The sequence below is a fragment of the Halorubrum sp. C191 genome, assembly GCF_002727095.1.
Taxonomy (GTDB): domain Archaea; phylum Halobacteriota; class Halobacteria; order Halobacteriales; family Haloferacaceae; genus Halorubrum; species Halorubrum ezzemoulense.
In genome coordinates, this window is the sequence record NZ_NHNZ01000093.1 from 1 (window position 1) to 26,669 (window position 26,669).

Here is a 26,669-nt window from a genome sequence, read left to right on the forward strand (position 1 = left end):
GTCTCGTGGGCTCGGCGGGTCGATGTTGCGGTCGCTCGCCAGCGAGTGGAACGAGGAGACCCACGTCGCGTCGGACTCGCGGGCGGCGGCGCGACCGGGCCCGTACCCGAACCAGTCGTGGGTGTGGATCACGTCGTAGTCGGGCGCGAGTTCGGCGAGGCGGTCGGAGAGCTCCCCGACGCGCGCCGCGACGTCGCCCTCGCCGGTCTCGACGGGTTCGAGTCCCGGCTCGTCGTCGGGCGCGAACTCCGCCGGCAACACCAGCGCGGCGTCGACACCGAGTTCGTCGCGGAGCCCGGTGAACAGTTCTCCCACGTGGACGTCGAGCCCGCCGGTGATGTTCGGCGGGTACCCCCACCCCAGCATGAGTACGCTCGGCGGCATACACCCCCGTTTCGGGAGTCGGCACTTAGGTATGCCCCTCGCAGCGCGCGGGGGACCGGAAAACGGAGAGCGGAAAGAGGTCCGTCCGCGGTCAGACCACGCGGTCAGGCCGCGCGAACCGCGTCGCGCAGGGCGTCCGTGCGCTCGGTGATCGACTCGGCGGCGTCCCCGAGCACGTCGAGCGGGTCGCCCTCCTCGGCCTTGACGGTGAGGACGGGTTCGGTCTGGCCCCCGGACTGCTCGGGATTCATGTCGTAGGTCGCGGCCGCGACGTCGTCCGACTCCAGCAGGGCGCCCTTCAGCACGTTCATGAACGTGTGATCCTCGCCCGCGATCTCGATGTGGAGTTCCGTGTCGGTCTTCTCGATGACCCGCAGTTCCATACCCGAGAGGTCGAGCGAGCGGCGTTTCAAGCTTTCGTCTCCCGGATATCGCCGGATGCGGACGGGTCGCACGCGGCCGGAAAACACTTCTCTCGCCGACCGAGTTACCGAGTATGTCCGGCGATCGACCCGCGATCCGACGGCTGCCGTCCGACGAGGAGGCCCTCCGCCGCTACGCGGCCGACCTGTGGCTCCCGTACAACCGCGACCTCGCCGACGCCGTCGGGGCCCACGACCTCGCGGACTGGCCCGAGGAGCGCTTCGTCGAGCGACACGTGGAGTTCGCCCGGAACCAGCTGGACGATTCGGGAAGCCGCGGCTGGGTCGCCGCGACCGCCGCCGACGGGGCGGCCGACGCCGCGGTCGACCCCGCGACCGCCGCCGTGACCGATCCCGACCTGGACCTCGTCGGCCTGCTGATGACGAGCGTCGACGCGTGTCCCGACCCGTTCGATCGCCCGGACCGGCTGGTGATCGGCGAGATATACGTCGCGGCGCCGTACCGCGGCACCGGCCTCGCGGACCGGTTCGTCGAGCGCGCGGTCGCCGACGCCCGCGACCACGGCTGCGGGCAGCTCCGGCTCGACGTGGACGTCGACAACGAGCGAGCCGTGGCGTTCTACGAGCGGACCGGGTTCGAGGAGTACCGCAAACAGATGACGATGGCGGTCGATCCGGAGTGACCCCGACGATCAGGCGGCTCCGGCGGGGCGACGTGCGACCGCTGGTCGAGGACCTGTGGCTACCGTTCGCGCGCGAGATGGCGCGGCTCGCCGATCGGAACGCGCTCGCGGACGACGACGACCTCGTCGCCGCGGGCGTCGAACACCGACGGGACAAGCTCGACGACGACGAGGCGGTGACGTGGGTCGCCGTCGCGGACGGCGAAACGGGCGATGACACCCGCCTCGTCGGCTACGCCGCCGCGAGCCCCGAGTCGTCCGCACCCGTGTTCGCCGCGGGCGACCGACTCCACGTGAGCGAGCTGTACGTCCGGCCGCCGCGCCGCGGCGAGGGTATCGGGCGGCGGCTGCTCGACCGCGCCCGGGGGGCCGCCGCCGACCGCGGCTGCGAGCGCGTCACGCTCGACGTCGACGTCGAGAACGAGTCCGCTCGCGGCTTCTACGAGGAGTGTGGCTTCGAGTCGGCGCGAATCCGGATGGCCGCCGACCCGGCGTCGGACGCGGACTGACCCGCTCGGTGACGGCGCGGCCGCTCGGGAAGGGATAAACGCAAAACGGGGTCGCGTCGGGTGGACGAGCCGTTACTCGTCGGCGTCGACCGCGACTTCGTCGGCGTCGACGTCGACGGCGGCCTCCTCCTCGGCGGCGACCTCGCGCGGGCGCGCTTCGAGGGTGAGCTTCTGGACCTCGACGCGGCGGAGCGGGTAGATCTCCTTGGCGTCGCCGTAGATGGCCGACGAGAGGTTCCCGTCGACGATCGCGTCGACGAACGCCTCGAAGGTGCGCTCCTCGGCGGCCGCGTGGACCTTGTCGATCATGACGCGGCGGATCGCCTTCTCTTGGGACCGGTCGGCCTTCTTGGTCGTCAGGGCGACGGGCTGGACGCGAATGCGGTAGTCGTCCGTGGTCAGCACCGTGATCGACGCCTCGACCTTCGAGGCGCCGCGGCGGACGAGCGAGCGCAGGTAGTCGCGCGTCAGCTCGTACTTAATGAACTCGGTGTACGCCGAGTCGCTGCCCACGTCGGTGATCTTGAAGGTCAGCTTCGTGTTGTTCGCGTTGGAGTCGCCCGTCAGCTCGTCGAGCGTCGTCGTGATCGTGCGGCCGACGACCTGCTGGGGCTCCTCGGCGAGGGTCTCGCCGAGCTCCTGTCGGTCGAACTGTTCGGGCGCCAGCACGGAGTACCAGCGCTTCTGTTCTCTGCTCTTGGATACGGATCGTTCGCTCATGTGTCGGTGTGTGTGTCGGTGTCGGTCGTCTGTGGTTCGTCTGTGGAGTCGAGGGTGTCGGCGGAGTCGGCGTCTGCGGCGATATGCGACCGAGCGCGCTCGACCACGCGGTCGGCGACGCGCAGGTTCACGAGGTGGTCGTCCAGCGTCGACTGGAGCCCGCCGGTGGTCGGTCGCGCGACGGTGCAGGCGACGGCGTCGCCGTCGACGCGCGTGCGCATCGAGTCGGTCTCGTCCGGCCCGACCGCGGCCGCGACGGTCGCGGCGTCGGCGTGCGTGGTCCGGACCGTCGCGGTCCGGTCGGCGTCGCCGCCGGCCGTTCGGGGGGCGTCGTCGGACATCTCAGATCGCCTCCCGGAGCGCGGCCAGCGCCCCCGTGATGTCTGCGTCGCCGGGTCCGGCGGTCTCGACGGCGATCCCGCCGCGAGCGGGGGTCCCCCAACCGTCGCCGCCGACCTCGTCGGCGGCGGTCCGGCAGGCGTCGCCGAGCCCGATGGGCTCGACGGCAGCGGCCGCGAGCCGGCCCGCGCCCTCGTCGAGCGCGACTGCGACGGGTTCTGGTGACCGGAAGTCCCGGACGAGTCGGGCGACCGTCGACAGGACCGCCGGCGCCGCGTCGACGCGGGCGACGACGCAGCCGTCGTACCGGCCGACCGTCGCGTCGTCGAGCGCCCGGTGCGCCGCCAGTCCGTGGCGGTGCCAGGCGTCGAGCGCGGCCGTCCGAAGCGACGGAGCCGGGTCGCTCGCGAGCGCGAGCGCGACCCCCGTCCCGGGCGCCTCTCGGGCGAGCGCGTCGAGCACGTCGGCGTAGCCGCCGACCGTCTCGAAGGGACCGTCCGTCGCGTACGGACGGAGCGCGCGCTCGACCGCAGCGGCCGCGCGCTCGCTCGTATCGTCGCCGTCGACCGCGTCGACCGCGACCAGCGACGCGAAGCGCCGGCGGTCGTCGGCGTCGGGGTCGGCGGACAGTCCCAAGGGATCGAGCGCGTCGCGCGCCCCATCGGGGTCGCCGGAGTACCGCGTCGACGCGAGCGTCGAGGCCGCGAGGGCCTCGGCCCGCGAGGGGGCCGCGTCCGCGCCGTCGGTCTCGTGAGCGGCGCGCTCGCCGCCTGAAACCGGGAGCGCGACGCCGGGCCGCCGCTCGACGCGGCCGGCCCGCTCCGCGACGTCGAGCGCGTCGCCGGAGCCGTCGGCGCCGGGGATCGACCCGGCCGCGACGACGCCGGCGAGCGCGACCACGGGGTCGGGTTCGACGCCGAGGGCGCGGGCGACCGCGAAGGCGGCCGTGCTCGCCGGTCGTCCCGTTCCGGGGATCGCGTGCGGGCCGCGGTCGACGCCGACCGTTACCGCGACGCCGTCGTCGACGTCCGCCGGCACCGGGTCGCGGTCGACCCGAGCCTGGAACGGCGTGCCCGTCGCTCGGAGCGCTCGCGCGAGCAGCCCCGCGGCTGCCAGCGCGTCGCCGTCGTCAGTCGCGACGAGCCGGACGAACGGCGCGTCTGCGAGGACGCCGGCGAGCGCGTCGGGGGCGGGCGTGGCGGACGTCGCTTCGGTCATGTGTGGTGTGTCGGTCGGGATCGGTCGCTCGGTGTCGCCGTGCTAGCCGCTCACTCCTCTAAGAGCTCGACGGCGTTCTCGTAGGTGTACGTGAACTCCTCGTCGATCTCGTCGCCGCGGTAGTAGTTCGCGAGGCGGCGGATCTTCGACTCCGTGTTCTGGAGCGCGCGCTTGTTCTGGTGGTCCTGCCCGTTCTCCGCCATGTGCTCGCGCAGGCGAACCGCCTGCGACATGAGGTTGCGGAGGTCTTCCGGGATGTCGGCGTCGGCGTCGTGTTCCTCGAGGATCTCGGTGACCTTCTTGCCGGTCGCCAGCTTCACGTCGGGGACCGGGACGCCCTTGACGCCCTCGTCGCGCAGCTTGAGGCCGATGACGCTGGGGTCGTGGCCCTGCTCCGCCAGTTCGACGACGCGGGACTCGATGTCCTCGGCGTCGACGTCGCTCCACTCCGGGGTCTCGTCCGTCGCCGGTTTGTCCGAACCGGACGAACCGCGACGGCGCGTGTGCATTCGTGCCATTGTCTGTCTGGTTGGAACGGCACAACCGCAACGTGACCGCGACTCCGCGCGGCGCGGCTACGGATCGCTCGCGGAGCGAGCGCTCCGACCGGACGGTCCGCGCGAGCGGGCCGCCGTACCGCGACGCCGGAGGCGTCGGCGCACTGCTACATTCCCAAGCCGCGGGCGAAAGGGCCCCGGCGAGTCGGATCTGCAGCTGTGCTGTTCCCGTCAGGACGGTCGCCGTCGGGGGTCTTAAGCGTGTTCTTGTCCCCGCGTGAGGCGATTCCGTCGGGCGAACGCTCCCGGTCCGTCTGACGGAGCGCACACGGGGATTTACGTGAGCCGTCGGTCTCCGAAGGCGTGTGAGAGATAAATGACCGACACGACAGCGGGGACCCCGGCCGCGACCGACGGCGGTGACCCCCCAGACGGCAGCGACTTCGGCGTCGGCGAGGAAGGGAGCGACGACCCGCGGATCGAGTTCCGCGGGGGGAAGTGGGCGAGCACCCTCCCGCTCGTCTTCTTCATCGCCTGGGCGATCTTCCAGAGCGGCGTCCTCGGGATCGGTGACACCAACGGGCTCGTCGTGGGCGCGTTGGTCGGAACGACGCTCGGGATGTTCCTCGTCCGCGGCGACTGGAAGGCGTACGCCGACACGATCTTCGAAGGGATGACCCAGCGCGTGGCCGCGACCGCGATCGTCGCGTGGCTCTGGGCCGGGATGTTCGCCCAGACGCTCCAGGCCGGCGGCTTCGTCGAGGGGCTCATCTTCGCGGCCGACGCTCTGAACGTCGGCGCGTCGACGTTCCCCGCGGCCGCGTTCATCCTCTGCGGCCTCCTCGCGACCGGGATCGGCACCGGATACGGGGCGACCGTCGCGTTCGTGACGCTGTTCTTCCCGGCCGGCGTGCTCATCGGCGCGAACCCCGTGCTGCTGTTCGCCGCGATCCTGTCGGGCGCCGTCTTCGGCGACAACCTCGCGCCCGTCAGCGACACGACGATCGTGAGCGCCGTGACTCAGGACGCGGACATCGGCGGGGTCGTCGCCTCGCGGTTCAAGTACGCTATCGCGGCGGCGGTCCCGGCGTTCGCCGCGTACCTGATCGCCGGCTCGGCCATGGCCGGCGTGAGCCTCGAGGGCGCCGTCGCGCTCCGCGAGTCCGCGAACGCCCTCGGACTAGTCCACCTGCTCTCGATGGGAGTCGTCATCGTCACCGCGGTCGCGGGCCGTCACATCGTCGAGGCGATCTCGTGGGGGCTGGTCGTGGCGGTTGCGTCCAACCTCCTGTTCGGGCTGTCGAGCGCGAGCGACATCGTCGCCTTCACCGTGACGGAGGCCGGGGCGCTCTCCGGGCTCCCGGTCGTCGAGGTCGGCGAGACCGCGGGCGTCGGCGGGAGCCTCTACACGGGCGCGGTCGGGTTCTTCCCGCTGATCGTTCTCACCCTCCTCATCGTCGCGATGGCGCAGATCATGATCCGCGGCGGCGGCTTCGAGGCGATCCAGACGTTCCTCCTCGACCGCGTCGCGACGACCGTCCGCCGGGCGGAGCTGACGATGGTCCTCGGCACCGCGACGATCAACGGGATGATCACGATAAACACCGCGGCGGAGATCGCGATCGCCCCGTACGTCGCCCGGATCGGCGAGAAGTTCAACATCAACGGCTACCGGCGCGCGAACATCTTGGACGCCAACACCTCCGCGCTCGGCTACATCTTCCCGTGGGCGGGCGGCGTGTTGGTCGGGTACCAGGTGATGGTCGGGCCGGACGGCCTCGGGTCTCAGTACGGCCCCGAGATGGTCGTGAACCCCATCGAGGTCGTGCCGTACGTCTTCCACGGCTGGTTCCTCGTGGCGATATTCATCATCGCCGCGATCACCGGCTTCGGGCGGGAGTACATCCCCGACCGCGCCTCCGAGGAGGTGTCCCGCGCATGAGCGTCTTCGACAAGTTCCTCGCCGGGTGGTCGTTCCGGGGATCGACACCGGACTACGCGGCCGGGGACGCGATCGAAGTGATGGTGACGGGCGAGTCCGACGGCGGCGTACACGTCGCGCGCATCGGCGACTCGACGCTCCGGATCGAGGGCGCGCCCGGGGACGCGGTCGACACTCGGGTCGTCGTCGACGTGGAGTCGTGGGACGAGTCGAGCCACACCGGGCGCGCGACCTATCGGAAGACCGTAGGCGGGAGCGCGTTTTAGCTAGCACTCGGTGGTTGAGGGTTCTTTTCATCGGTTCCACCGTCCGTACATAAACAACCGAGGGCGGACCGGTGGCGAACGCCGGCAAAGCCCCGCCGCGAGGACTCGCGCACAGCACCTCACGCCTCCCCAGCCCCGTCGCTCACTGCCCGCGGTTTCACCGCTCGCAACGGGGGTGCTCGCCTCGCTCGCACATCGCACCGTTCGCGACTCCCTCGCGCGTGCGACTCGCGCCCTCCGGCCGCTCGTCCGCACGCGCCACCGCAGTTGCTTTTAGATAACAGATCGTCGAAATGGGGTTCGATCGCCGCGAAGCGGCGTGAACCGGCGCGGACCGGGGCGCTTTTCATCACCACGCTCGAACCGTCGGGCGTGCTATCGGTCGAGCTCCACGCGCACTCCGCGCTGTCGTACGACGGGCGCGACCCGGTCGACCTCCTCTTGGAGCAGGCGGCCGCGGTCGGGCTCGACGCGCTCGCCGTCACCGACCACGACGAGATCGACGCCAGCATCGAGGCGGCCGAGAAGGCCCCCGACTACGGGCTCGTCGGCATCGTCGGCATGGAGGTGACCTGCGCGGTCGGCCACGTGCTCGCGTTCGGCATCGACGAGCGCGTCGAGAGCGGCCTCCCCTTCGACGAGACGCTCGACCGGATCCGCGATCAGGGCGGGATCGCGGTCGTCCCCCACCCCTTCCAGAAGTCCCGCCACGGCGTCGCCGCGCACGTCAGCGACGAGCGGCTCGCGAGCGCGGACGCGATCGAGGTGTACAACTCGCGGCTGTTCACCGGGCGCTCGAACCGACAGGCCGAGAAGTTCGCCGTCCGCAACGGGCTCCCGATGACCGCCGGCAGCGACGCCCACATCTCCGAGATGGTCGGGCAGGCGGTGACGGAGGTCGGCGCCGACGAGCGCTCCGCGGACGCGATCCTCGACGGGATCGCCGACGGGCGGACGAGCGTCGTCGGCAAGCGCACCCCGTGGCGGGTCTCGCTCCGGCAGTTCGGCGGGGGCGCCAAGCGCCGCGCGCTCCGCGCGCTCGACGCCCTCCGGTGACCGCGATGACGGCCCCTTCCTCGTCCGACCTCCGCGGCGCCCCCGCGGACCGCGTCCGTGCCGCGCTCCGCGACGGCGACCCGCTCCCCGGCGGGTGCGGCTTCGCCGGGCTGCTGGCCGAGCCGCCGAGTTTGGACCCGCGGGACCGCGACGGGCCGAACCGCGACGGCCCGGTGCTCGTCCGCGATGTCCTCGGCCGACAACCGCTGTTCGTCGAGCGCGAGGCGCTCGATCCGGGGACCGCCCGCATTCCCGCGGCGACCGACGCGTGGGCCTTCGACCGCGGCGCGCTCGCCGATCCGGAGCCGGTGCCCGCGGGGAGCGTGGTCTCGGCCGGCGGTACCGAACGCGTCTGGCGGCTTCCCGACCCGGCTCCGACCGCCGATCCGGAGGCCGCGCTGGCGGCGGTCGACGGCGCGGTGAGCGCGGCGCTCGGGGACCTCGCGGCATCAACTCGGTCCGGGGGAGACGACGAGAGCAGTGACGGCAACCTCGCGGTGGCCTTCTCCGGCGGCGTCGACTCCGGCCTCGTCGCCGCGGCCGTCCCGGAGGCCCCCTGCTACGTCGCCGGCTTCGAGGGGAGCCACGACATCGCTGCGGCGCACGAGGCCGCGAGCGCGATGGACCGTGACCTGCGCGTCGTCGAGGTGACGCACGACGACCTCACGCGAGCGGTCCGCGCGGTGGCGGCCGCGACCGGTCGCCGGAACCCGATGGACGCGTCCATCGCGGTGCCGCTGTTCATGACGGCCGAAGCGGCCGCGGCCGACGGGTTCGATCGCCTCGCAGTCGGACAGGGGGCCGACGAGCTGTTCGGCGGGTACAGCAAGGTCGTCGACCCCGCCGAGGACTCCCGGGTCGACGCCGACACCGTCCGCGGCGCCCGGACCGAGACCGTCCGGACGCTGCCCGATCAGCTGGAGCGGGACGTGCTCGCGCTCCGCGCCGCGGGGGTCGAGCCCGCGACGCCGTTGCTCGACGACCGTGTCGTCGGCGCCGCGCTGGCGCTCCCGGACGCCCTGCTCGTCGACGGCGACGAGCGGAAGGTCGCGCTCCGCCGCGTCGCGAGCCGGCGGCTGCCGGAGTCGGTCCACGCCGCGGAGAAGAAGGCGGTCCAGTACGGCACGTACGTCTCCCGCGAGCTCGACCGGCTCGCGCGGCAGGCGGGCTACAAGCGGCGAATGGACGACCACGTCGGGAAGTACGTCGAGGCGCTGTGTAGCGAGGAAAAACCGGCCGGTGAGGGCCGGGACTGACCAAGTCGCCGCGGGGAGTACCAGTCCTGCGGCCGACGCCCGATCGGTCGGGCGTCTACTCACGGATCGGCGGGACAGGTATAAAATCCGGATAGTAGTGACAAATATGACACCCTCGCGGCCGCGATAGAAAACGATCGGCCGCAGATGTGAGCGATTACTGCCGGATCGCCGTATCGGTAGCGCGCTTTGCCGGGGAAAGTTCACGTCCATCCGGACGGGGGAGGCCGGGTCGCGGGCTCGGCGAGCGATCGCCGCGTCAGCGGACGAGGTACGGGTCGCTGCCGGCGATGAAGCGACCGAGGTCGCTCTCGCGGCGGAAGTCGGTTGACCGGAGCTCTCGAAGCGAGTCAACGAGCCGATCGGCGTCGCCGTCCGCCCAGTCTGCGGGGTCTTTGATCGGGACGACGAGCCAGCCGGCGCCGAGCAGCTCCTCACCGTGGAGCCCGTCCATGTCTATCTCGGTCTTCCGAGCCCGGGCGGTGTAGGTTTCGAGGACGTGTTCGGTCGCCCGCGCGCCCACCGGGAGCAGCACGTGCGCGGCGATGGCGCGGAGCTCCGCGTCGAAGAACCGCTCCATGTCGGCGTAGGCGGCCTCGTCGGGCGGCGCCTCGCCCGCGCACATGTGAAGGTACGAGAGGAACGTTCGGCCGGTTCGAACGGGGTCGACCGCCGTCGGGTCGCCGTCGCGCGCGACGCCGTCGGGGGCGAGTCCCTCGGCGACACCCGCGATCAGTCCGGCGTCCGAGAGCGCCGACAGGAACGCGGGCGACCACGCCTCGCCGGTGAACGGGACGCCCGCCGCGGTCCCGCCGTGGACGCCCGGGCGGTCGCCGACGACGTGGAAGTCGGCGTTGGCGTCGCCGTAGCCGGGGACGAACGAGGGGCAGTCGGGGCGCATCCCGAAGGGGTTCCGGATCCGGTCCGTGACGTTCTGCACGCGAGAGGGTAGGCGCGCAGGCCGTTAAATCCCGTTCGGTCCGGCGCGAGCGACTCGGGGACGCCCCGCGGCGGCGAGCGAGCCGATGCGAGGCGCACGAGGCGACGAAGATCCGCATAAGTTATGAGAATAAACGAGGTCAAACCGGGCTGGGATACGCGTCGATCGACGCGGAACGAGAGATATTTCAGGATCGTTAATCAATAACCGGAAACCGCAAGACAGCGTCGAGGTGTCTTCGGCGCGGCCCACGGAAGATATTTATATACCCCTCCGTTGGGGTGTGACAGAAGTCCAATGTTCGACCGCATCCGTACCGCGGCCCTCTTCGGGCTGCACCAAGCGTCCGTCGCCGTCGGAATCTCGCTGTTCCCGGTGGCCGTCTTCGCGCGTCAGCACCTCGGCATCAACGTCCCGGTCGGCCGGCTCGTCGAGACGACCACCGAGGCCGTCGACCAGGAGTGATCGCGCGCCGACAGTAGCTCGTTCTCCGCGACCGACCAGACGCCGAGCGACGGCGAGACCCCCCTTCGACCCGCGATCCCGCACAGCTCTCCTCGTGCCCGTCGCAGCCCCGCAGCGCCCGCTCCGAGGTCCGTCGCGATCCAGTGTCCCCCGCCGCGGTCGGCCGGTCGCGGCCCGGCGACGGATAGGCCCGTCGGAACCGGTCGGCGGCCCCCGAAGGGTTGCCTTTATCAGCGCGCCGGGCGAATGTGGACGTAATGCGAACACCGACTGGCGACCTCTCAGACGGGCCGGCTGCCGACCTCGGCCGCGACCAGCCTGTCTTCGGACCGGAGCTCGGCGAGTTCGAACACAGCGAGCGCCGCGCCGCGAAGGCGGAGGGCGACGGCGAGATGAAGACGGGGACCACCACCGTCGGCATCAAGGCCGACGAGGGCGTCGTGATGGCGACCGACATGCGCGCCTCCCTCGGCGGCATGGTCTCCTCGAAGGACGTCCAGAAGGTCGAGGAGATCCACCCGCGCGGCGCCCTGACCATCGCGGGCTCCGTCTCGGCGGCCCAGAACCTCATCTCGACGCTTCGCGCCGAGACGAGCCTCTACGAGGCCCGCCGCGGTAAGGACATGTCCATGGAAGCGCTGTCGACCCTGACGGGGAACCTCCTCCGCTCCGGGGCGTTCTTCGTCGTCCAGCCGATCCTGGGCGGCGTCGACGACGAGGGCGCGCACATCTACTCCATCGACGCCCTCGGCGGCACGACCGAGGAGGAGTACACCGTCACCGGCTCCGGGTCGCAGTACGCGCTCGGTGTCTTAGAGCAGGAGTACGACGACGAGGTCAGCATCGACGAGGCGAAGACCATCGCCGCGAAGGCGATCCAGTCCGCCGTCGAGCGCGACCTCGCCTCGGGCAACGGGATCAACGTCGCCGTCGTCACCGAGGACGGCGTCGACATCACCCGGTACAAGGAGTTCGACGACCTGCTGTAGTCGGCGTCAACGGGACGCCGCTTCGGTATTTCTTCGCGAGTCCCGACCCGCCAGCGGAGGCGCTCGCGGCCGCTCGGTCACCGCCGGAGCTCCGGCGGCGCCTGAATCCCGTCGCCCCAGTAGAACCGCGGGCCGAGGACGAGGTAGCCGCTGGCGAGGAACAGTAGCGCGAACGCGAACCCCTCGCCGATCCACGCCGGGAGCGCGCTCGTCGCCATGTGACCGGCGGGGGTGAGGATCACGGCCGCCTGAACGACCCCCATCACGAGCGCGTCCTGCGCGTGGAGGTCCGGGTAGGTGACCGTCGACCCCATGAGCAGCGCGAACGCCGTCGTGGCCGCGACGAGCGGGACCGGGGCGGTGTAGCCCGCGATGACGGCGGCGGCGAGCACCGTCGCGGCCAGCGTCGTCGGAACGCCCACCGTCTCGCGGGCGCCGTCCTCGTCGGCCGTGTAGAGGCCGAGGCGGGCGACCGCGGCGGCGACGAACAGCGCGCCCGCGCCGACGACGGCGGCGACGAGCGCGGGGTCCGTCGCGAGCGAGCGCCCGTCGCGGACGACGGCGGCGACGAGCGCGGCGGGCGCAACGCCGAAGGAGGCGACGTCGGCCAGCGAGTCGAGGTACGGGCCGGCGGGAGTCGACCCGCGGTGGCGGGCGACGACCCCGTCGAGCCCGTCCGCGACGGCGGCGAGGAGGACGAGCCTGGCCGCGAGCGCGACGTCGACCGTCGCGGCGACGACGGCGAGGAACCCGACGGCGGCGTTGGCCACGGTCACCGCGTCCGCGAGCCCGAGCCGCCGAGCGAACCGCAGAGGCATACCGTATCGGTCGCCGAGCCGGGTTTTAGGGTTTGTTATCTCGTCGACCGCGCGGCGGCGGCCCGGTCGCGAGAGTCCGGGACTGCCGAGGTGTGTGTCGACCGAAACGGAGGGCGCGGCCGCGAGGCCAAGACGCCTCGGTCAGGGGACGTACCAGATGCCGCGGCCGAAGTCGAGCCATTCGCCGACCACGACGTGCGGCATCGCGATGACGCAGACGAAGATGGTGTAGAAGGCGACCGCGCCGGAGAGCAGCGAGCCGCCGGCCAGCGGGTTCGGCGCGACGGTCCACAGGGCGGTCGCGACGCTCGCCGTGACCAGCGCCCCGACGACGAGGACGCCCCACGCGACGACGAGCGAGACGCCTTCCGTCCGGTCGGGCTGCTCCTGTTCGACGACCATGCTCCGCGCCGACTGCCGAAGCGAGTACCACAGCGGGAAGTAGAGCCCGATGGCGACGACCACGGGCACGAGCGCGAAGTACGCGACGAGCAGCAGCGTCTCCGCGGCGTCGAGGAGCCACGACCGGCTGACGCCGCCGGTCGAGCGCAGGCTAGTCGCGAGGCCGCCGCCGAGGTGCGTCATCACGCCGAGCCCGAAGACCGCGCCGAGCGCCGTGGTGAACGTCTCCGGGTTCGAGGCGGCCGGGCCGGCCAACCGACCGTCGAAGACGCCCAACATGATGCCGGTGAAGCTGTAGTAGGTCTCGGTCCAGAAGACGGCGGGGACGATCATCACGGCGCCGCCGCGGATCAGCGCGGCGAGCGCTCGCTGGGGCTTGGTGGGGAGGTGGTCGGTTCCGATCAGCGCGTCCATCACGCGGAGGTCGCCGTGCCCGCCCTTCGCGACCGCCGTCCCGAACGCGAGCGCGAGCGCGGGCAACGGCGCGACGACGAACAGGACCACGAACGACGCGACGAAGCCGAGGTAGAGCGCCACGTACCGCGCGCCGAACGGGAGCCCCCGCCGGCGGAGATTCGAGAAGTGTTCGTACCCCCCGTGCGGGAGGTTCAACGCGACCATCCCGACGAGGTACGCGATCATCTGAGTCCGGAGCGACACGTCGGTGCCGACCGCGGACAGGGCGCCGAATCCGACCGCGAGGAGGAGCAGCGCCACGCGCGAGGCACCGATGGCCGTCCGTTCCGGTTCACCGAGGAGTCGCCGCACCGGGCTCGCCGTCGTCGTCGACATGGACGTATGTACGGCCGTTACCGGGTTAGGGCCTCGTCGCCATTATTCGGTGTTTTATATTCGGGTCGTCCCTGCGACCGTCTCCGCGGGCGTTTCACCGCTCCGAAGGGGGCGGTTCGGGCGGCGGCGTCAGTACGTGTGAATCACTTCGCCGCAACGCGTGCACTCGATCGTGTCCGATCTGAACAGCCGCTCCTTCTTCTCCGTGGGGCCGTTACACTCGGGGCAGACGCCGATGTTCCGTCCGTCCGCCACGCGCGCGGACAGATCGAGGAACTGCCCTTCGAGCCGTTCGATCTGTTCGGACTGCTCTTCGACGACCGATTGGAGCTCCTCGATCGTCTCCTCGCGCTCCTCGACCGCGGTGGACAGCTCCTCGATGCGCTGCTCGTAGGCGTCTATCGCCTCGACGTCGATGGTGACGTCGTCGGTCTCCTCCGCTTCCTGTTCCGCAGTGCTTTCGCTACGCTGTTCGGCTTCCGCCTCGGCGTCGTCGTCTGCCATACGAGACTGGTAGAGCCCCAGGGTCATTACTTTCAGGCCGACAACGTCACCCCGACCCGCGGCCCGTCAGGGTCGACCGGCGCCGGACCCCGCGCCAGAAGGGGGCGTCGTCACGGGGCGATACCTGACTAGGTTGGCATCGATCTGAATAGAATATACACAGTATAACGAAGTGGGTATGGACCCGATAGCGCTAACCGCAGCCGTTGGAGCTGATCTGCTCGGGGACGGTCGCCCCGAGACGCTCTGGTTGGGCATAGGCACGCTACTGATGCTCATCGGGACCTTCTACTTCATCGTTAAAGGATGGGGGGTCACTGACAAGGAGGCCCGTGAGTACTACTCGATCACGATCCTCGTGCCGGGGATCGCGTCGGCAGCGTACCTGTCGATGTTCTTCGGCATCGGCCTGACGGAAGTTCAGGTCGGCAGCGAAATGCTGGACATCTACTACGCGCGGTACGCGGACTGGCTGTTCACCACGCCGCTGCTGCTGCTCGACCTCGCGCTGCTGGCGAAGGTCGACCGCGTGAGCATCGGCACGCTCGTCGGCGTCGACGCGCTGATGATCGTCACCGGACTCGTCGGCGCGCTCTCGCACACGCCGCTCGCGCGGTACACGTGGTGGCTGTTCAGCACGATCTGCATGATCGTCGTGCTGTACTTCCTCGCCACGAGCCTGCGCGCCGCTGCGAAGGAGCGCGGTCCCGAGGTCGCGAGCACGTTCAACACCCTTACGGCGTTGGTGTTGGTGCTCTGGACGGCCTACCCGATCCTGTGGATCATCGGTACCGAGGGTGCCGGCGTCGTCGGCCTCGGCATCGAGACCCTCCTGTTCATGGTGCTCGACGTGACCGCCAAGGTCGGGTTCGGCTTCATCCTGCTCCGCAGCCGCGCGATCCTCGGCGACACCGAGGCACCGGAGCCCTCTGCGGGCGCCGAGGCCTCCGCCGCGGACTGATCGGCTAGCGGACCCGACGCGGCAGAACAACACGGTTCAACCGTTTCCAGCGTTCATTTTTCGACATGACTGACACTACCACCGAACAGCCGCCAGTGCTGCGTACACGGTCCGTCGTCGGACTCGCCGCCTGCGTCGTGACCGCGCTCGTCGGGATATTCCTGATCCCGACGCTACAGGAGCCGGGAGGCGGGTTCAACGCCCGGTTCTGGACGATGGCGGCCTTGGAGCTGGTCGCCATGATCGGCGTCGTCTACTTCGTCCTCAACCTCCACGAGGAGTCGGACTGAGGCGGGCGAGAAGCGCGGCTCGCGTCGCACCGCCGATCGCGGCGGTGCCGTCGTTCTCCGCACGAGCCGCGCCCGTTCCCTGACCGTTCACTTCTCAGGCAGCCCGGCGTCGGCCCTCCCGTCCCGGGTCGAGGGCGATGTCTCGGCGAGCGCGCGCTCGAAGTGGTCACGCCCGACGGTCGGGTCGACCGGTCCGTCGTCGACGATCGCGTCCTCGATCGCGAGCAGCCCGGCCTCCCGGACCAGCGCCGCGATGTCGCCGCCGCTGTAGCCGCCGGTGCGGTCGGCGAGGGCGTCGAGGTCGACGCCGGCCGCCGTCGGCATCTCGCGGGCGTGGATCTCCAGGATCTCCCTGCGGGCGTCTCGATCGGGGAGCGGCGTCTCGACCGCCTTCTCGATCCGGCCCGGCCGGAGCAGCGCCTCGTCGATGGCGTCCGGGCGGTTCGTCGCCGCGATCACCGCGACGTCGGTCAGCGGCTCCAGCCCGTCGAGTTCGGTCAGCAGCTGCGACACGACGCGCTCGCCGGCGCCGGTGTCGTCGCCGCGGCGCCGGGGGGAGATCGCGTCGACCTCGTCGAAGAAGATCACCGCCGGGGAGTTCTCGCGGGCGGTCGCGAACAGGTCGCGGACCGCCTTCTCCGACTCGCCGACGTACTTGTCGAGCAGTTCGGGCCCGTTCACCGGGATGAAGTTCGCGTCGCTGAGACTCGCCGCCGCGCGCGCGAGCAGCGTCTTCCCGGTTCCGGGGGGGCCGTACAGCAGCACGCCGGACGGGGGGTCGATCCCGAGCTCCGCGAAGCGGTCGGCGTACTCGAAGGGCCAGTACACCGCGCGCACCAGCTCCCGCTTCGCCTCGTCGAGCCCGCCGACCTCGTCCCAGCCGACCGCGGGGAACTCGACGGTGACCTCTCGCAGCCCGGTGGCCTCGACGTCGTCGAGCGCGGCGTCGAAGTCGGCCATCCGAATCGCGGTCCGGCCGTCGCGGCGGACCGCGCGCTCCAGCGCCGCGTCCGCGAGGACCGCCAGATCGGCGAACACGTACCCGTTGAGCCGCGCCGCGACCGCCTCGAAGTCGACGTCCATCGCGAGCGACGCGCCCTCGCAGAGCGCTTCGAGCGCGTCGGCGCGCTCGGCCGCCGTCAGCGGCTCGACCTCCAGTTCGCGGTCGAACCGCCCGCCGCGGCGCAGCGCCGACGGCACGCCGCTGGGGTCCGTGGTCGCGCCGATCACGACCGTCCGGTCCCCCGCGCGGAGCTCGTCGACCGTCGACCGGAGGCGGTCGGCCAGCGCGGAGTCGGCACCGTCGTCGGCCCCGAGCGCTTCGAGGTCGTCGAGGAGGACCACCGTCGGTTCCCCCGCGGGAACCGCCTCGACGAGCCGGTCGAGGCGGTCCGTGCGGTCGCTCGTCCGCTCGCCTCGGAGCCGGGCCGCCGAGGCGCGGACGAGCGTCGCGTCGGTCGCGGCCGCGACGGCCTCGACGAGCGTCGTCTTCCCCGACCCGCGCGGCCCGTGGAGGAGCAGCCCGAGCGTCGGAGAGCCGGCGGACTCGAAGGTCTCCGCCGCGTCGAACCGCGTGGAGACGGCGTCCAGGAGGCGGTCGAACGTCGCCGTCGGAACGACGCCGGCGCCGGGGCCACCGGTTCCCGGGGACTCGGCGACGACGTCCGGGCCGTCGTCGGCCGCGACGGCGATCTCGGTGTCGTCGCCGACGACCGCCGGCGACGAGGGGGTCACGTCCCGCACGTCGAACCGGAGCGTGAGCGCGCCGCCGAGGCGCGTCACCTCGACCTCGTCGCCGACGGCCACGGCCCGCCGATCGAGCCGGCGGCGAATGGCGTCCTCGCTCCGCTCGAGGTCGACGGACTGCCGGTGCCGGAGCGTGATCGACGACGCGACCGGGAGCGACGACGCCGCGACGGTCGCGTTGTCACCCGGATCGAGTCCGGCGCTCCGGCGGAGCCGCTCGGGGAGGAAGACGGCACGCGTCTGGACGTCGACCGCGACGACCGGGGCGACGACGCGGTGCGACCCCTCGGCGGCGATCGAACCGCCGGGGGCGACGCCGAGGTCGGCGAGGACGGCTTCGGGGAGGCCGACGCGGTCTTCGGGAACCGACGCGGGCGGCTCGCGGACCGGAACGCGCACGCTCATCGTGTCCGGGCTCGCTCGCGGGACGGTCCGGCGGCGACTATCGTCGACAGCATACGTCGATCGTTACGCCCACCGACCACAAAGTAATCACCCCCTAACTGGACAGCCGACTGGAGCCCGGGCGGTCGGTCCACGCCGTCCAAGTCGTCCGACCCGCGGGGGGAGACCCGGACCGCCGGAAGGCAGGCAAGCATTAACCCGTGTCGGTGCGAAGGGCGGAGCATGGCGAACGCTCGGGCGCTCCTCGTCCACCCGGAGGAGGGGAGCGATCGGATTGAGACGGCGCTCGGCGCCGCGGGGTTCGAAGTGACGCGCACTGACACGGCCTCGTCCGCGGTCGCGAAGGCGACGACCGGGGAGTACGACTGCGTCGTCAGCGAGTACGCCCTCGCCGGCGACGACGGGGTTGCGCTCGCGACCGCGATCGAGGAGTCCGACGCGGGCGTCCCGGTCGTGATGTTTACCGAGACGGACGAGGAGGGCGTCCCCGAGGCCGCCTTCGAGAACGGCGTCGACAGGTTCCTCCAGAAGAACGGATCGGCGTCGATCGAACGGCTCGTCTCCGACGTCTCGACGGTCTGCTCGGGGGTGCCGACCTCGGAGCCGCGACAGGACGTGTCCGACCACGAGCCGTCCGCGGGAGAGGTGACGCGGGCCGTCGAGGACGCGCCGATCGGGATCAGCATGAGCGATCCGGACCTCCCGGACTACCCGCTCGTGTACGTCAACAACGCGTGGGAGGAGCACACCGGCTACCCGGTCGAGGAGGCGCTCGGCCGTAACCCGCGGTTCCTCCAGGGACCGGGGACGGACCCGGAGACCGTCGACGAGATCGGAGAAGCGATCGCGAACGAGGAGGAGGCGACCGTCGAGATCCGGAACTACCGGCGCGACGGGACCCCGTTCTGGAACGAGCTGACGGTCGCGCCGATCTACGACGAGGAGGGCGAGCTGGCCCATTACGTCGGGTTCCAGAACGACATCAGCGAGCGGAAGGCGGCGGAGCGGCTCGCCGAGGAGCGCGCCGAGAAGCTCGCGACGGAGCGGCGCTCGCTGGACAGGGTGTTGGGCCGCGTGAACGGGCTGTTCAGCGATATCAGTCGCATCCTCGTCGAGAACCGCGACTCGGGCGTCATCTCGGAGCGCGTGTGCGAGGTCGTCGCCGGCGAACCGGGGTACGCCGGCGGGTGGATCGGCGAGGTGTCGTCCGCGACCGGTCGGCTCGAGATACGCGCCGCGAGCGGCGTGGCGGTCGAGTCGGGCGCGACGTTCGACATCGAGGAGACGCCGGCGGAGGTACGGGAGACGGTCGAGACGGGGGAGCCGCACAGCGGCTCGATAGAGCACGTCGCCGACGGCCCGCTCGAACCGAAGACCGCCGGCGGGCGGCGCCTCCTCGTCGTGCCGCTGACGTACGGAGAGCGGCAGTACGGCCTGTTGGCTATCTACGGCAGCGGCGCGGACGTGCTCGACCGCCGCGAGCGGCGGGTGTGCGAGTCCGTCGGGAAGATGATCGCGAACGGGCTCCACTCCATCGAGACCACGGAGATACTCACGACCGACCGCGTGGTGGAGCTCGTGGTCGGGATCCGCGACTCGACGGCGTCGCTCGCGCGGATCGCAGACGCGGTCGGCGGGGAAGTTGAACACCTCGGGACGACGCGACTCGACGACGACGCCTGCGAACTGTACTTCCGCGCCGACGGCGAGGGCGTCGACCTCGACGAGCTCGCCTCCCTCCCGCTGGTCGAATCGATGCGGACCGTCTCGGAGACGAACGACGGCGTCAGCTTCGCCGTCACCGTCACCGAGTCGCCGCCGCTCACCCAGCTGGCCGATCACGGCGGCGTCGTCGCCGAGGCGACCGCCACGCCGGAGGGAGCGACGCTGACGATAGAGGCGCCGCCCGAGCGCGACGTCCGGTCGATCCTCGACGTGTTCCGCGACGAGTACGAGGGCGTCGAGCTCCGCTCGCGCGTCGAGCGCGAGAGCCGCGACCGGACCGTCGCTGAGTTCGCGGCCGCGGTCGACGAGCGGCTCACCGACCGGCAGCGGGCGGCGCTGAAGACCGCCGAGCTGAACGGCTACTTCGAGTGGCCGCGGCCGGTCGACGGGTCGGAGATCGCGGAGCGGATGGGGATCACCCGACAGACGTTCCACCAGCACCTCCGCGCGGCCGAGCGGAAGCTGGTCGAGGCGTACGTCGATCCCCGGTCAAACTGATGGCCCAGGGGTCTGTGAGCGGGGGTGCCGCCGCATGAGCGACGAGCAGTCGAGCCCGAGCGACGACGGGCCGGACGCGGGCGACGATCCGTTCGCCGCGAGCGACGCGATCGTCGTCGCGGCCGACCCCGAGTCCGTGTTCGCGTTCCTCGACGATCCGGCGAACCACGCGGCGGTCACGCCCGGGCTCACGGACGTTCGGGACGTCGAACCGCTGGCGAACGGCGGGAAGCGCCTCTCGTACACCTACCGGATGGCGGGAGTCGGCATCGACGGCGAGATCGTCCAGACCCTCCACGAGCCGTCCGAGCGCCACGTCTTCGAACTCCGGGGGCGGCTCACCGGCACCATCGACCTCCGGACCGAGCCCGTCGACCGGGGGACGGAGCTGACGTACGCCGCGACGTACGGCCTGCCGGAGAACGCGCTCACGAGGCTCGGCGCACCCGTTGTCCGTCGGTTCAACGAGCGGCAACTCCGGGCGGCGCTGGAGAACGTCGCGGCCGAGTTCGACGGGAACGAGTGACGCTTCGGGAGCGGGCAGCGCGCGGCCGCGGCGCCGCGACCCGGGGACTGCGGGACGGTACGGCGTCGACAGGCGAACTATTAACCGTGGGATGGCCTAACTAGGAGGCATGGAACCGATCACCCTCCAAGCCGGCCTCGGCTTCGGGCTCGTGAGTGTCGGCCTGCTCGCGCTTCTGCTCGTGGTCGTCACGCTCTGGCAGTCGTTCGAGATCGTCGACGCCTACGAGAAGAAGACGCTCACCGTCTTCGGCGAGTACCGCAAACTGCTCGAACCGGGGATCAACCTCATCCCGCCGTTCGTCTCCCGCACGTACCCGTTCGACATGCGGACCCAGACGCTGGACGTGCCCCGGCAAGAGGCGATCACGCGGGACAACTCTCCCGTGACCGCCGACGCGGTCGTCTACATCAAGGTGATGGACGCGAAGAAGGCGTTCCTCGAAGTCGACGACTACAAGAAGGCCGTCTCGAACCTCGCGCAGACCACCCTCCGGGCGGTCCTCGGCGACATGGAGCTCGACGACACGCTGAACAAGCGCCAAGAGATCAACGCAAAGATTCGCAAGGAACTGGACGAGCCCACCGACGAGTGGGGGATCCGCGTCGAGAGCGTCGAGGTCCGCGAGGTCAACCCCTCGAAAGACGTCCAGCAGGCGATGGAGCAGCAGACCTCCGCCGAGCGCCGCCGCCGCGCGATGATCCTCGAAGCGCAGGGTGAACGCCGCTCCGCGGTCGAGCAGGCCGAGGGTGACAAGCAGTCCAACATCATCCGCGCGCAGGGTGAAAAGCAGTCCCAGATCCTCGAAGCACAGGGGGACGCCATCTCGACGGTCCTCCGCGCCCGCTCCGCCGAGTCGATGGGCGAACGCGCCATCATCGAGCGCGGCATGGAGACCCTAGAGGAGATCGGGAAAGGCGAGTCCACCACCTTCGTCCTCCCGCAAGAGCTCACCAGCCTCGTCGGCCGCTACGGCAAGGCCCTCTCCGGCTCCGACGTCCAGGAGATGGAGGGGCTCGACGGGAAGGAGTTCGACGCCGACACGCGGAAGATGCTCGGCCTCGACGACATCGACGAGATCCTCGGCCAGATCGAGGAGTCGGCGGAGATGAACGTCGAGGAGTTAGAGAAGGAGGCCGAGGCCGTGAAGTCGGGCGACGCCGGCGCGAGCATCAGGTCCGCGGACGAGGTCATCCAAGAGATGGACGACGAAGAGGCGGCGGAAGTGGAGAAGGAGCAGTAAATCGGCGCGGAGCGCGGTCAAGGCTGTCGATTCTCCGCGCCGAATTGGATCGAACGAAGTGTTTTTGTCGGGGCGTAGACTACTACTCGGCGTGACAGAGGGGTTCGACGGACGGAAACGCGAGACGCTCCGCCGCTTCGCCGCGGTCGGAGCGGCCGCGCCGTTCGTCGGCACCGCGAGCGCGGACGACGGAAGCGGGGACGCGAACGAGACGCGGGAGGCGATCCGCGGCTACGTGCCGACGACCCCCGGCGCGCACTTCTCGAAGCTCCGCGACGACCTCCGGCTCGGCACCGGCGAGGCGCAGTACCACCTCCGGAAGCTCGAAGAGGCGGGCGAGATCGAGTCGGTGAAGGACGCAGACTACCGGCGCTTCTTCCCCGCCGGGCGCTTCGACGAGACCGACAAGCGGGCGCTCGGCTACCTGCGGCGAGAGACGCCCCGCGGGATGATCCTCGCGCTGTTGCGCGACCCGAGCGCCACCGGCGCCGACCTCGCGGAGGCCCTCGGCGTCTCGCGGCCGACGATAAGCGCGGCGGCCGCCGACCTGGAGGGCGCGGGCCTCCTCGACCGGACCGACGGCTACGCGCTGACCGAGCCGGAGCGGCTGCTCACGCTCGTCGTCCGGTACGCCGACTCATTCGACGCCGAGGCCGTCGCGTTCGCCGACGAGGCGGCGTCGCTGGTCGCGTACGACCCCTGACTTCGGTCAGGCCGTGACCATCCACGTCGTGCCGGAGGAGTACCCCCACTTCTCGACGTCGATATCGGTGGCGGCGTCGACGACCGCGCTCATGTTCGCGCCGACCTCTTTCGCCGAGAGGTCGAGGTCGTTGGCGATCAGCCGCGACTTGAAGTACGTCCGGTCGGACGCGTTCTCGCGGAGGTACCGCAGGATACGCGCCTGTTTCGCGGAGAGGCCGGCCGATTCAGCTGCGACCGCGTCCGGGTGAGCCGTGCTCATACAGCCTTCACGTCATCACCCCGCATAAGCCGGTTGGTAGGTCGGGTTAACACGCCGCAGTCTTGCGGTTTTCTACGGTGAGACGAGCGAGAGTCCCGTCCCAGCAGCGGGTTTGGGTACGGTCTTCGAACCGGGGCGGCGACGCGGACGGGCTCAGTACAGTTCGGCGACGAAGGGACCGAGCGCGCCGCTCACCGCGGCCGCGAGCGCCTCCGCCCGGTCGACGCGACCGTTCGTGAGCGCCCCGACGGCGCCGCCGCGCGTCGCGACGCCGTCGGTGCCGAGGAGGTCGTCCATCACGGGACCGAGTTCCGCCCCGTCGTCGATGCGGGCGGCGACGTTCGCCGGGAGCGCGAGGCTCGGCCCGGCGGCGCGGCCGACGCGGTCGCCGTCGGTCACGGCCGCCCACATGATCAGGAACCGCTCGTCGGCGCCGTCGAATCCCGCGACGCCGCCCTCGATGCCGACGCCGAGGTCGCGGTCGGGTTCGAGCGCCGCGCGGGCCCGGTTCTCCGCGCCCGCGACCGTCTCGGCGTGGCCGGTCGGCTGCTCGCTCACGCGGGAGTCGACCGGGACCGACTCGACCGCGACGCCGGTCGGACCGCCGGGGAGGTCGTCGTCGCCCGCCGACCCGACCGCCAGCTCGACCGCGCGCCGCTTCACCGGGTTGCCGCTGCCGACGCCGACTCGCAGGATCGTCATGTCCGGGCGTCGTCGTCCGGCGCCGAAAACGCCTCGGGATGGAGCAAGCGCGCCAGCCGCTCGACGCCGTCGATCAGGGCGGGGCTCGGCTGGTTCAGGAGGGAGTCGTCCAGGACGTGAACGGGGGCGTCGACCCACTCGCGCCCGGCGACGCCGGCGGGGTCGACGCGGTCGCCGTGCCCGCAGACGTGGACGACGACGTGGTCGGGATCGGCGCGCTCGACGTCTGCGGGCTCCACCTCGCGGGAGCGCTCGCCCGGCTCGGCGAACGGGTAGCGTCCGCCGGCGGCGCGGACGGCGTCGGGGACCCAGTTGCCGGCTGCCATCGGCGGGTCGGACCACTCCTCGCAGTACACGGTCGGACGGCGGCGGTCGGCGACGGCCTCGGCGATCCGGTCGAGTCGCTCGCGGGCGTCGGCCGCGAGGCGCTCGCCGGCCTCGGGGCGGTCCACGTCGGCGCCGCGGGCCGCGAACCCGTCCAACACGTCGTCGAGCGTTGCGGGCTCGCGGTGCGCGACGTCGAGGCCGCGGTCGCGGCAGGCGGCCGCGAGGTCGGCCTGGAGCGCGTCGCTCGTGAGGACGACATCCGGGTCGAGGGCGGCGACGCGGTCGAGGTCGGGGTTCAGCCACCCGCCGACGGCGGTCGGGAGGTCGGAACCGTGCGCCGACCCGGGGTTGGAGCCGTCCGGGAGGTCGCAGTGGGCGGTGACGGCGACGAGGCGGTCGGCCGCCCCGAGGCCGGCGACCGTCGCGGTCGCGCTCGGTGCGAGCGAGACGACACGGGGCGCGGACATGGCGTCCGATCCGGTCGCGGTCGTCTCAACGGTTTCGATCGCCACGCTGACGCGGCGCCGCGGCGGTGATAGCGGCCGCAGGCGGCCGAGGTCGTCCGCGCGTCCCGACCGATCGGGGATCGGCGAAAACGCGTGATAGATCGTGTTCTTTTGTCGAGATCCGAGCGACACGTTCCGGTCGTTTTAAGTTATCTTCTGCCGACGGTAACGTAAGATCGCTCTCGGGCAGTTTCAGTTTCCGGGGGCCACCGAGCTATGAGTGAACGACTACACACACGGGGGAGTCGCTCCCGAACGGAGACGAACGAGGAGGAATCGGAGAACACGGACGAGACGCTCAGCTGCCCGGAGTGCGGCGGGCACGTCATCAACGACGAGGAACACGGGGAGACCGTCTGCAGCGACTGCGGGCTCGTCGTCGAGGCGGACTCGGTCGACCGCGGCCCGGAGTGGCGCGCGTTCGACTCCCGCGAGAAGGACGAGAAGAGCCGCGTCGGCGCCCCGACGACGAACACGATGCACGACAAGGGGCTCTCGACGAACATCGACTGGCGCGACAAGGACGCGTACGGCCGGTCGCTCGGCGCGCGCCAGCGCCAGAAGATGCAGCGGCTCCGCAAGTGGAACGAGCGGTTCCGCACCCGCGACTCCAAGGAGCGCAACCTGAAGCAGGCGCTCGGCGAGATCGACCGCATGGCGAGCGCGCAGGGGCTCCCGGACAACGTCCGCGAGACGGCCTCGGTCATCTACCGACGCGCGCTCGACGAGGACCTGCTCCCCGGTCGCTCCATCGAGGGCGTCTCCACCTCCTGCGTGTACGCCGCCGCCCGGATGGCCGGCGTCCCGCGCAGCCTCGACGAGATCGCCGACGTGTCGCGCGTCGAGAAGGCTGAGATCGCGCGGACGTACCGCTACGTCGTCCGCGAACTGAAGCTCGAAGTGAAGCCGGCCGACCCCGAGCAGTACGTCCCCCGGTTCGCCTCCGACCTCGAACTGAGCGAGGAGTCGGAGATGCGCGCGAAGAGCCTCCTCCGCAACGCCAAGGAGAAGGGCGTCCACTCGGGTAAGTCGCCGGTGGGCCTCGCCGCGGCCGCCGTCTACGCCGCCGCGCTCCTCACGAACGAGAAGACGACGCAGGCCGCCGTCTCGGAGGTCGCCGACATCTCCGAGGTCACCATCCGGAACCGGTACCACGAGCTGCTGGAGGCCGAGGACGGCCTCGTCGCGTAAGCGGACGCTTTCCCCGCCGACCCGACCGACCCCCACGCCGTTCTACCCCGACCAGCTAAGTCCCCGCCCGCGGTACGCCCGCGTATGTTCGAGGAGTTCGTCCTCGCGGCGAGCACGGCCGACCTCTCCGAGGAGCCGCGGGCCCGCGACCACGCCGACGCGGTGGAGTTCCGGATGGACCTCGCGGACGCCCCGCGCGACCAGCTGGCGAGCTACGACGGCGAGCTCCCCCTGCTCGTCACGAACCGGGCGTCGTGGGAGGGCGGCGAGGCCGACGGGCTCGCGCGCTACGACGCGCTCTCCGACACGGTCGCCCGCGACGCGGTCGCCGCGGTCGACGTGGAGCTCGCCGCGCTGCGCGGGACGCACCCGGACCCGGCCGAGGAGTCGCACGCGACAGCGCTGCGTGACGCGGCCCGAAGGGAGGGGGTGGCGGTGGTCGCGTCGGTCCACGACTTCGAGTCGACGCCCGAGCCGGCCGCGCTGGTCGACCTGCTCGCCGACGCCGCGAGCGAGGGCGACGTGGGGAAGCTAGCGACGACCGCGACCGCCCCGGCGGACGCGCTGGCGATGCTCGAGGCGACCCACGAGGCGACCGTCGCTGGCCATCGGGTCGCGACGATGTGTATGGGCGAGCCGGGGCGTCACACCCGCGCGGTCGCCCCGGTCTACGGCTCGAAGATCGGCTACGCGCCCGTCGACCCCGCGGAGGCGACCGCGCCGGGGCAGTACCCGCTCGCGACGCTCCGAACCCTCGTCGACAGGCTTCGAGGCGGCGAGCCGGGCGCGTAGAGGCGGTGAGCCGGGCGCGTAGAGGCGGTGAGCCGGACGCGTAGGGACAGCAAACCGGGCGCGCGTAGGGGCGGACACTTTTCACGCCCGCCGTCGAACTACGGCGGTGAGATGGCCCTCATCGGATCGGATCAGTCGTCGGTGGTCTCCGCGTTCGGCCTCCTCGTCGCCCTCGTCGCGGTCGTCGGCACCCGATTCCTCGGGTGGGAGTGGGGGTCCGGCCGACTCGTCCCGACGCTCGTCGGCGTGGCGGTCACCGGGGTCGCCGTCGCGGTCGTCGCCGGGCGGGTACTGGACTGAACGCGGCGACCGCGTCGCCGTCGCGCACGTCGATCCGGTCGCCAGGCCCGGCTCGCCGCGTCGCCGACCGGCCGACGCGCCCGGGACGGAGCCAAACCGCTTTACGACCGCCCGCGTAAGTGTCGTCAATGGCGACGTGCGACGAATGCGGGGAGTACGAGAACCTCCCGTACCAGTGTAAGCGGTGCGGCCAGACGTTCTGCGCCGAGCACCGACTGCCCGAGAACCACAACTGTCCGGGCCTCGCCGAGTGGGACGACCCCGGCGGGGTCTTCGACAGCGGCTTCGACGAGAGCGTCGAGGGCGGGGCCGCGGGCGGCGCCGCCCGCG

32 protein-coding genes are annotated in these 26,669 nt (G+C 71.3%); 18 read left to right on the plus strand and 14 right to left on the minus strand.

Annotated elements, in window-relative coordinates; genetic code table 11:
* Positions 1-366: glycosyltransferase (locus Z052_RS07910; protein WP_144050013.1), on the minus strand; the 366-nt coding region annotated here is incomplete at its 3' end.
* Between the two features lie 122 nt (positions 367-488).
* Positions 489-767 (minus strand): DNA-directed RNA polymerase subunit L, encoded by a 279-nt coding sequence (locus tag Z052_RS07915; protein ID WP_049931324.1) that lies wholly within the window; start codon positions 765-767, stop codon positions 489-491.
* Positions 768-880: 113 nt separating this feature from the next.
* Between Z052_RS07915 and Z052_RS07920 the strand changes: the two genes are divergently transcribed.
* Together Z052_RS07920 and Z052_RS07925 are read left to right on the plus strand one after the other, a co-directional pair.
* A complete protein-coding gene (locus Z052_RS07920) occupies positions 881-1,450 on the plus strand; it encodes an N-acetyltransferase (protein ID WP_049931325.1) in 570 nt (189 codons plus the stop codon).
* The gene (locus Z052_RS07925) at positions 1,447-1,959 is read left to right on the plus strand and encodes a GNAT family N-acetyltransferase (RefSeq protein ID WP_094520642.1); all 513 of its coding nucleotides are present in this window, start codon (positions 1,447-1,449) and stop codon (positions 1,957-1,959) included. Before Z052_RS07920 ends, Z052_RS07925 begins: the two co-directional genes overlap by 4 nt.
* A 72-nt stretch (positions 1,960-2,031) precedes the next feature.
* Here the strand turns inward: Z052_RS07925 and Z052_RS07930 are convergent, their stop codons facing one another.
* Genes Z052_RS07930 through Z052_RS07945 form a run of 4 tightly spaced genes read right to left on the minus strand, consistent with a single transcriptional unit; the run spans position 2,032 to position 4,754 of the window.
* On the minus strand, positions 2,032-2,679 hold the full coding sequence (locus Z052_RS07930) for a 30S ribosomal protein S3ae (RefSeq protein ID WP_049931327.1): 648 nt from the start codon (positions 2,677-2,679) through the stop codon (positions 2,032-2,034).
* The gene (locus tag Z052_RS07935) at positions 2,676-3,020 is read right to left on the minus strand and encodes a KEOPS complex subunit Pcc1 (RefSeq protein ID WP_086216341.1); all 345 of its coding nucleotides are present in this window, start codon (positions 3,018-3,020) and stop codon (positions 2,676-2,678) included. The genes Z052_RS07930 and Z052_RS07935 overlap by 4 nt, the downstream gene beginning before the upstream one ends.
* Position 3,021: 1 nt before the next feature.
* Positions 3,022-4,236, minus strand: coding sequence for an exonuclease RecJ (locus Z052_RS07940; RefSeq protein WP_094520643.1), 1,215 nt, complete (start codon positions 4,234-4,236; stop codon positions 3,022-3,024).
* A 50-nt stretch (positions 4,237-4,286) separates the two neighbouring features.
* A complete protein-coding gene (locus tag Z052_RS07945) occupies positions 4,287-4,754 on the minus strand; it encodes a 30S ribosomal protein S15 (RefSeq protein WP_049931330.1) in 468 nt (155 codons plus the stop codon).
* Between the two features lie 355 nt (positions 4,755-5,109).
* Between Z052_RS07945 and Z052_RS07950 the strand changes: the two genes are divergently transcribed.
* The 4 genes from Z052_RS07950 to Z052_RS07965 all read left to right on the plus strand — a co-directional run bounded on the left by Z052_RS07950 (position 5,110) and on the right by Z052_RS07965 (position 9,253).
* Complete coding sequence (locus Z052_RS07950; RefSeq protein ID WP_086216343.1) at positions 5,110-6,675, plus strand: Na+/H+ antiporter NhaC family protein; 1,566 nt, start codon at positions 5,110-5,112, stop codon at positions 6,673-6,675.
* Entirely contained in the window at positions 6,672-6,941 is a 270-nt protein-coding gene (locus tag Z052_RS07955) for a hypothetical protein (RefSeq protein WP_049931332.1), read from the plus strand. The genes Z052_RS07950 and Z052_RS07955 overlap by 4 nt, the downstream gene beginning before the upstream one ends.
* Before the next feature lie 372 nt (positions 6,942-7,313).
* Positions 7,314-7,997 carry a PHP domain-containing protein gene (locus Z052_RS07960; RefSeq protein WP_049931333.1) on the plus strand — a complete coding sequence of 228 codons (684 nt, stop codon included), beginning with the start codon at positions 7,314-7,316 and terminating at the stop codon, positions 7,995-7,997.
* 5 nt (positions 7,998-8,002) lie between these two features.
* Positions 8,003-9,253, plus strand: a complete 1,251-nt coding sequence (locus Z052_RS07965) for an asparagine synthase-related protein (protein ID WP_089308096.1) — start codon at positions 8,003-8,005, stop codon at positions 9,251-9,253.
* 259 nt (positions 9,254-9,512) lie between these two features.
* Here Z052_RS07965 and Z052_RS07970 read toward each other — a convergent pair whose 3' ends face one another.
* Entirely contained in the window at positions 9,513-10,193 is a 681-nt protein-coding gene (locus Z052_RS07970; protein WP_094520645.1) for a uracil-DNA glycosylase family protein, read from the minus strand.
* 297 nt (positions 10,194-10,490) lie between these two features.
* Between Z052_RS07970 and Z052_RS20470 the strand changes: the two genes are divergently transcribed.
* Both Z052_RS20470 and psmB read left to right on the plus strand, forming a co-directional pair.
* Complete coding sequence (locus Z052_RS20470) at positions 10,491-10,658, plus strand: hypothetical protein (protein ID WP_167373065.1); 168 nt, start codon at positions 10,491-10,493, stop codon at positions 10,656-10,658.
* Positions 10,659-10,915: 257 nt separating this feature from the next.
* Positions 10,916-11,647 (plus strand): archaeal proteasome endopeptidase complex subunit beta, encoded by a 732-nt coding sequence (gene psmB, locus Z052_RS07975; protein WP_049931335.1) that lies wholly within the window; start codon positions 10,916-10,918, stop codon positions 11,645-11,647.
* Between the two features lie 77 nt (positions 11,648-11,724).
* On the opposite strand, the gene Z052_RS07980 is transcribed toward psmB, so the two are convergent.
* The 3 genes from Z052_RS07980 to Z052_RS07990 form a co-directional block, all read right to left on the minus strand.
* On the minus strand, positions 11,725-12,465 hold the full coding sequence (locus Z052_RS07980; protein WP_049931336.1) for a protein sorting system archaetidylserine synthase: 741 nt from the start codon (positions 12,463-12,465) through the stop codon (positions 11,725-11,727).
* A gap of 141 nt (positions 12,466-12,606) precedes the next feature.
* Positions 12,607-13,659 carry a Brp/Blh family beta-carotene 15,15'-dioxygenase gene (locus Z052_RS07985; protein ID WP_094520646.1) on the minus strand — a complete coding sequence of 351 codons (1,053 nt, stop codon included), beginning with the start codon at positions 13,657-13,659 and terminating at the stop codon, positions 12,607-12,609.
* Positions 13,660-13,788: 129 nt separating this feature from the next.
* Positions 13,789-14,163, minus strand: coding sequence for a SlyX family protein (locus tag Z052_RS07990; RefSeq protein WP_049931338.1), 375 nt, complete (start codon positions 14,161-14,163; stop codon positions 13,789-13,791).
* Positions 14,164-14,341: 178 nt separating this feature from the next.
* Here Z052_RS07990 and Z052_RS07995 point away from each other — a divergent pair, with 178 nt between their 5' ends.
* Together Z052_RS07995 and Z052_RS08000 are read left to right on the plus strand one after the other, a co-directional pair.
* The gene (locus Z052_RS07995) at positions 14,342-15,124 is read left to right on the plus strand and encodes a bacteriorhodopsin (protein WP_080508572.1); all 783 of its coding nucleotides are present in this window, start codon (positions 14,342-14,344) and stop codon (positions 15,122-15,124) included.
* 65 nt (positions 15,125-15,189) lie between these two features.
* On the plus strand, positions 15,190-15,414 hold the full coding sequence (locus Z052_RS08000) for a hypothetical protein (protein WP_049931340.1): 225 nt from the start codon (positions 15,190-15,192) through the stop codon (positions 15,412-15,414).
* Between the two features lie 87 nt (positions 15,415-15,501).
* Here Z052_RS08000 and Z052_RS08005 read toward each other — a convergent pair whose 3' ends face one another.
* Complete coding sequence (locus Z052_RS08005; protein ID WP_094520647.1) at positions 15,502-17,565, minus strand: AAA family ATPase; 2,064 nt, start codon at positions 17,563-17,565, stop codon at positions 15,502-15,504.
* Between the two features lie 222 nt (positions 17,566-17,787).
* On the opposite strand from Z052_RS08005, the gene Z052_RS08010 reads away from it, so the two are divergent.
* The 4 genes from Z052_RS08010 to Z052_RS08025 all read left to right on the plus strand — a co-directional run bounded on the left by Z052_RS08010 (position 17,788) and on the right by Z052_RS08025 (position 22,260).
* Positions 17,788-19,788: a bacterio-opsin activator domain-containing protein gene (locus Z052_RS08010; RefSeq protein WP_089307933.1), complete on the plus strand. Its 2,001-nt coding sequence runs from the start codon at positions 17,788-17,790 to the stop codon at positions 19,786-19,788.
* A gap of 34 nt (positions 19,789-19,822) precedes the next feature.
* A complete protein-coding gene (locus tag Z052_RS08015; protein WP_086216350.1) occupies positions 19,823-20,314 on the plus strand; it encodes an SRPBCC family protein in 492 nt (163 codons plus the stop codon).
* Positions 20,315-20,423: 109 nt separating this feature from the next.
* Positions 20,424-21,557, plus strand: coding sequence for an SPFH domain-containing protein (locus Z052_RS08020; protein ID WP_085682739.1), 1,134 nt, complete (start codon positions 20,424-20,426; stop codon positions 21,555-21,557).
* A 91-nt stretch (positions 21,558-21,648) separates the two neighbouring features.
* Entirely contained in the window at positions 21,649-22,260 is a 612-nt protein-coding gene (locus Z052_RS08025; RefSeq protein WP_049932491.1) for a MarR family transcriptional regulator, read from the plus strand.
* Positions 22,261-22,266: 6 nt separating this feature from the next.
* Here the strand turns inward: Z052_RS08025 and Z052_RS08030 are convergent, their stop codons facing one another.
* From Z052_RS08030 to Z052_RS08040, 3 genes are all read right to left on the minus strand, one after another.
* Positions 22,267-22,521 (minus strand): hypothetical protein, encoded by a 255-nt coding sequence (locus Z052_RS08030; RefSeq protein ID WP_049932489.1) that lies wholly within the window; start codon positions 22,519-22,521, stop codon positions 22,267-22,269.
* A 153-nt stretch (positions 22,522-22,674) separates the two neighbouring features.
* Positions 22,675-23,223, minus strand: coding sequence for a DUF84 family protein (locus Z052_RS08035; RefSeq protein ID WP_049932488.1), 549 nt, complete (start codon positions 23,221-23,223; stop codon positions 22,675-22,677).
* Positions 23,220-24,017 (minus strand): helical backbone metal receptor, encoded by a 798-nt coding sequence (locus Z052_RS08040; RefSeq protein WP_094520650.1) that lies wholly within the window; start codon positions 24,015-24,017, stop codon positions 23,220-23,222. The genes Z052_RS08035 and Z052_RS08040 overlap by 4 nt, the downstream gene beginning before the upstream one ends.
* Before the next feature lie 255 nt (positions 24,018-24,272).
* Here Z052_RS08040 and Z052_RS08045 point away from each other — a divergent pair, with 255 nt between their 5' ends.
* From Z052_RS08045 to Z052_RS08060, 4 genes are all read left to right on the plus strand, one after another.
* Positions 24,273-25,247: a transcription initiation factor IIB family protein gene (locus tag Z052_RS08045; protein ID WP_006114298.1), complete on the plus strand. Its 975-nt coding sequence runs from the start codon at positions 24,273-24,275 to the stop codon at positions 25,245-25,247.
* 84 nt (positions 25,248-25,331) lie between these two features.
* A complete protein-coding gene (locus Z052_RS08050) occupies positions 25,332-26,039 on the plus strand; it encodes a type I 3-dehydroquinate dehydratase (RefSeq protein WP_094520187.1) in 708 nt (235 codons plus the stop codon).
* A gap of 111 nt (positions 26,040-26,150) precedes the next feature.
* Positions 26,151-26,339: a multidrug transporter gene (locus tag Z052_RS08055; protein WP_094520188.1), complete on the plus strand. Its 189-nt coding sequence runs from the start codon at positions 26,151-26,153 to the stop codon at positions 26,337-26,339.
* A gap of 128 nt (positions 26,340-26,467) precedes the next feature.
* Positions 26,468-26,669, plus strand: a 202-nt coding sequence (locus Z052_RS08060; RefSeq protein ID WP_275094159.1) for an AN1-type zinc finger domain-containing protein, incomplete at its 3' end; no start/stop codon positions are given.

Bases quoted from the DNA above. Each gene is read 5' to 3' on its own strand.
- Z052_RS07915 (WP_049931324.1), bottom strand. From the start codon at position 767: ATGGAACTGCGGGTCATCGAGAAGACCGACACGGAACTCCACATCGAG.
- Z052_RS07920 (WP_049931325.1), top strand. From the start codon at position 881: ATGTCCGGCGATCGACCCGCGATCCGACGGCTGCCGTCCGACGAGGAG.
- Z052_RS07930 (WP_049931327.1), bottom strand. From the start codon at position 2,679: ATGAGCGAACGATCCGTATCCAAGAGCAGAGAACAGAAGCGCTGGTAC.
- Z052_RS07935 (WP_086216341.1), bottom strand. From the start codon at position 3,020: ATGTCCGACGACGCCCCCCGAACGGCCGGCGGCGACGCCGACCGGACC.
- Z052_RS07940 (WP_094520643.1), bottom strand. From the start codon at position 4,236: ATGACCGAAGCGACGTCCGCCACGCCCGCCCCCGACGCGCTCGCCGGC.
- Z052_RS07945 (WP_049931330.1), bottom strand. From the start codon at position 4,754: ATGGCACGAATGCACACGCGCCGTCGCGGTTCGTCCGGTTCGGACAAA.
- Z052_RS07950 (WP_086216343.1), top strand. From the start codon at position 5,110: ATGACCGACACGACAGCGGGGACCCCGGCCGCGACCGACGGCGGTGAC.
- Z052_RS07955 (WP_049931332.1), top strand. From the start codon at position 6,672: ATGAGCGTCTTCGACAAGTTCCTCGCCGGGTGGTCGTTCCGGGGATCG.
- Z052_RS07965 (WP_089308096.1), top strand. From the start codon at position 8,003: ATGACGGCCCCTTCCTCGTCCGACCTCCGCGGCGCCCCCGCGGACCGC.
- Z052_RS20470 (WP_167373065.1), top strand. From the start codon at position 10,491: ATGTTCGACCGCATCCGTACCGCGGCCCTCTTCGGGCTGCACCAAGCG.
- psmB (WP_049931335.1), top strand. From the start codon at position 10,916: ATGCGAACACCGACTGGCGACCTCTCAGACGGGCCGGCTGCCGACCTC.
- Z052_RS07980 (WP_049931336.1), bottom strand. From the start codon at position 12,465: ATGCCTCTGCGGTTCGCTCGGCGGCTCGGGCTCGCGGACGCGGTGACC.
- Z052_RS07985 (WP_094520646.1), bottom strand. From the start codon at position 13,659: ATGTCGACGACGACGGCGAGCCCGGTGCGGCGACTCCTCGGTGAACCG.
- Z052_RS07990 (WP_049931338.1), bottom strand. From the start codon at position 14,163: ATGGCAGACGACGACGCCGAGGCGGAAGCCGAACAGCGTAGCGAAAGC.
- Z052_RS07995 (WP_080508572.1), top strand. From the start codon at position 14,342: ATGGACCCGATAGCGCTAACCGCAGCCGTTGGAGCTGATCTGCTCGGG.
- Z052_RS08000 (WP_049931340.1), top strand. From the start codon at position 15,190: ATGACTGACACTACCACCGAACAGCCGCCAGTGCTGCGTACACGGTCC.
- Z052_RS08005 (WP_094520647.1), bottom strand. From the start codon at position 17,565: ATGAGCGTGCGCGTTCCGGTCCGCGAGCCGCCCGCGTCGGTTCCCGAA.
- Z052_RS08010 (WP_089307933.1), top strand. From the start codon at position 17,788: ATGGCGAACGCTCGGGCGCTCCTCGTCCACCCGGAGGAGGGGAGCGAT.
- Z052_RS08015 (WP_086216350.1), top strand. From the start codon at position 19,823: ATGAGCGACGAGCAGTCGAGCCCGAGCGACGACGGGCCGGACGCGGGC.
- Z052_RS08020 (WP_085682739.1), top strand. From the start codon at position 20,424: ATGGAACCGATCACCCTCCAAGCCGGCCTCGGCTTCGGGCTCGTGAGT.
- Z052_RS08030 (WP_049932489.1), bottom strand. From the start codon at position 22,521: ATGAGCACGGCTCACCCGGACGCGGTCGCAGCTGAATCGGCCGGCCTC.
- Z052_RS08035 (WP_049932488.1), bottom strand. From the start codon at position 23,223: ATGACGATCCTGCGAGTCGGCGTCGGCAGCGGCAACCCGGTGAAGCGG.
- Z052_RS08040 (WP_094520650.1), bottom strand. From the start codon at position 24,017: ATGTCCGCGCCCCGTGTCGTCTCGCTCGCACCGAGCGCGACCGCGACG.
- Z052_RS08045 (WP_006114298.1), top strand. From the start codon at position 24,273: ATGAGTGAACGACTACACACACGGGGGAGTCGCTCCCGAACGGAGACG.
- Z052_RS08050 (WP_094520187.1), top strand. From the start codon at position 25,332: ATGTTCGAGGAGTTCGTCCTCGCGGCGAGCACGGCCGACCTCTCCGAG.
- Z052_RS08055 (WP_094520188.1), top strand. From the start codon at position 26,151: ATGGCCCTCATCGGATCGGATCAGTCGTCGGTGGTCTCCGCGTTCGGC.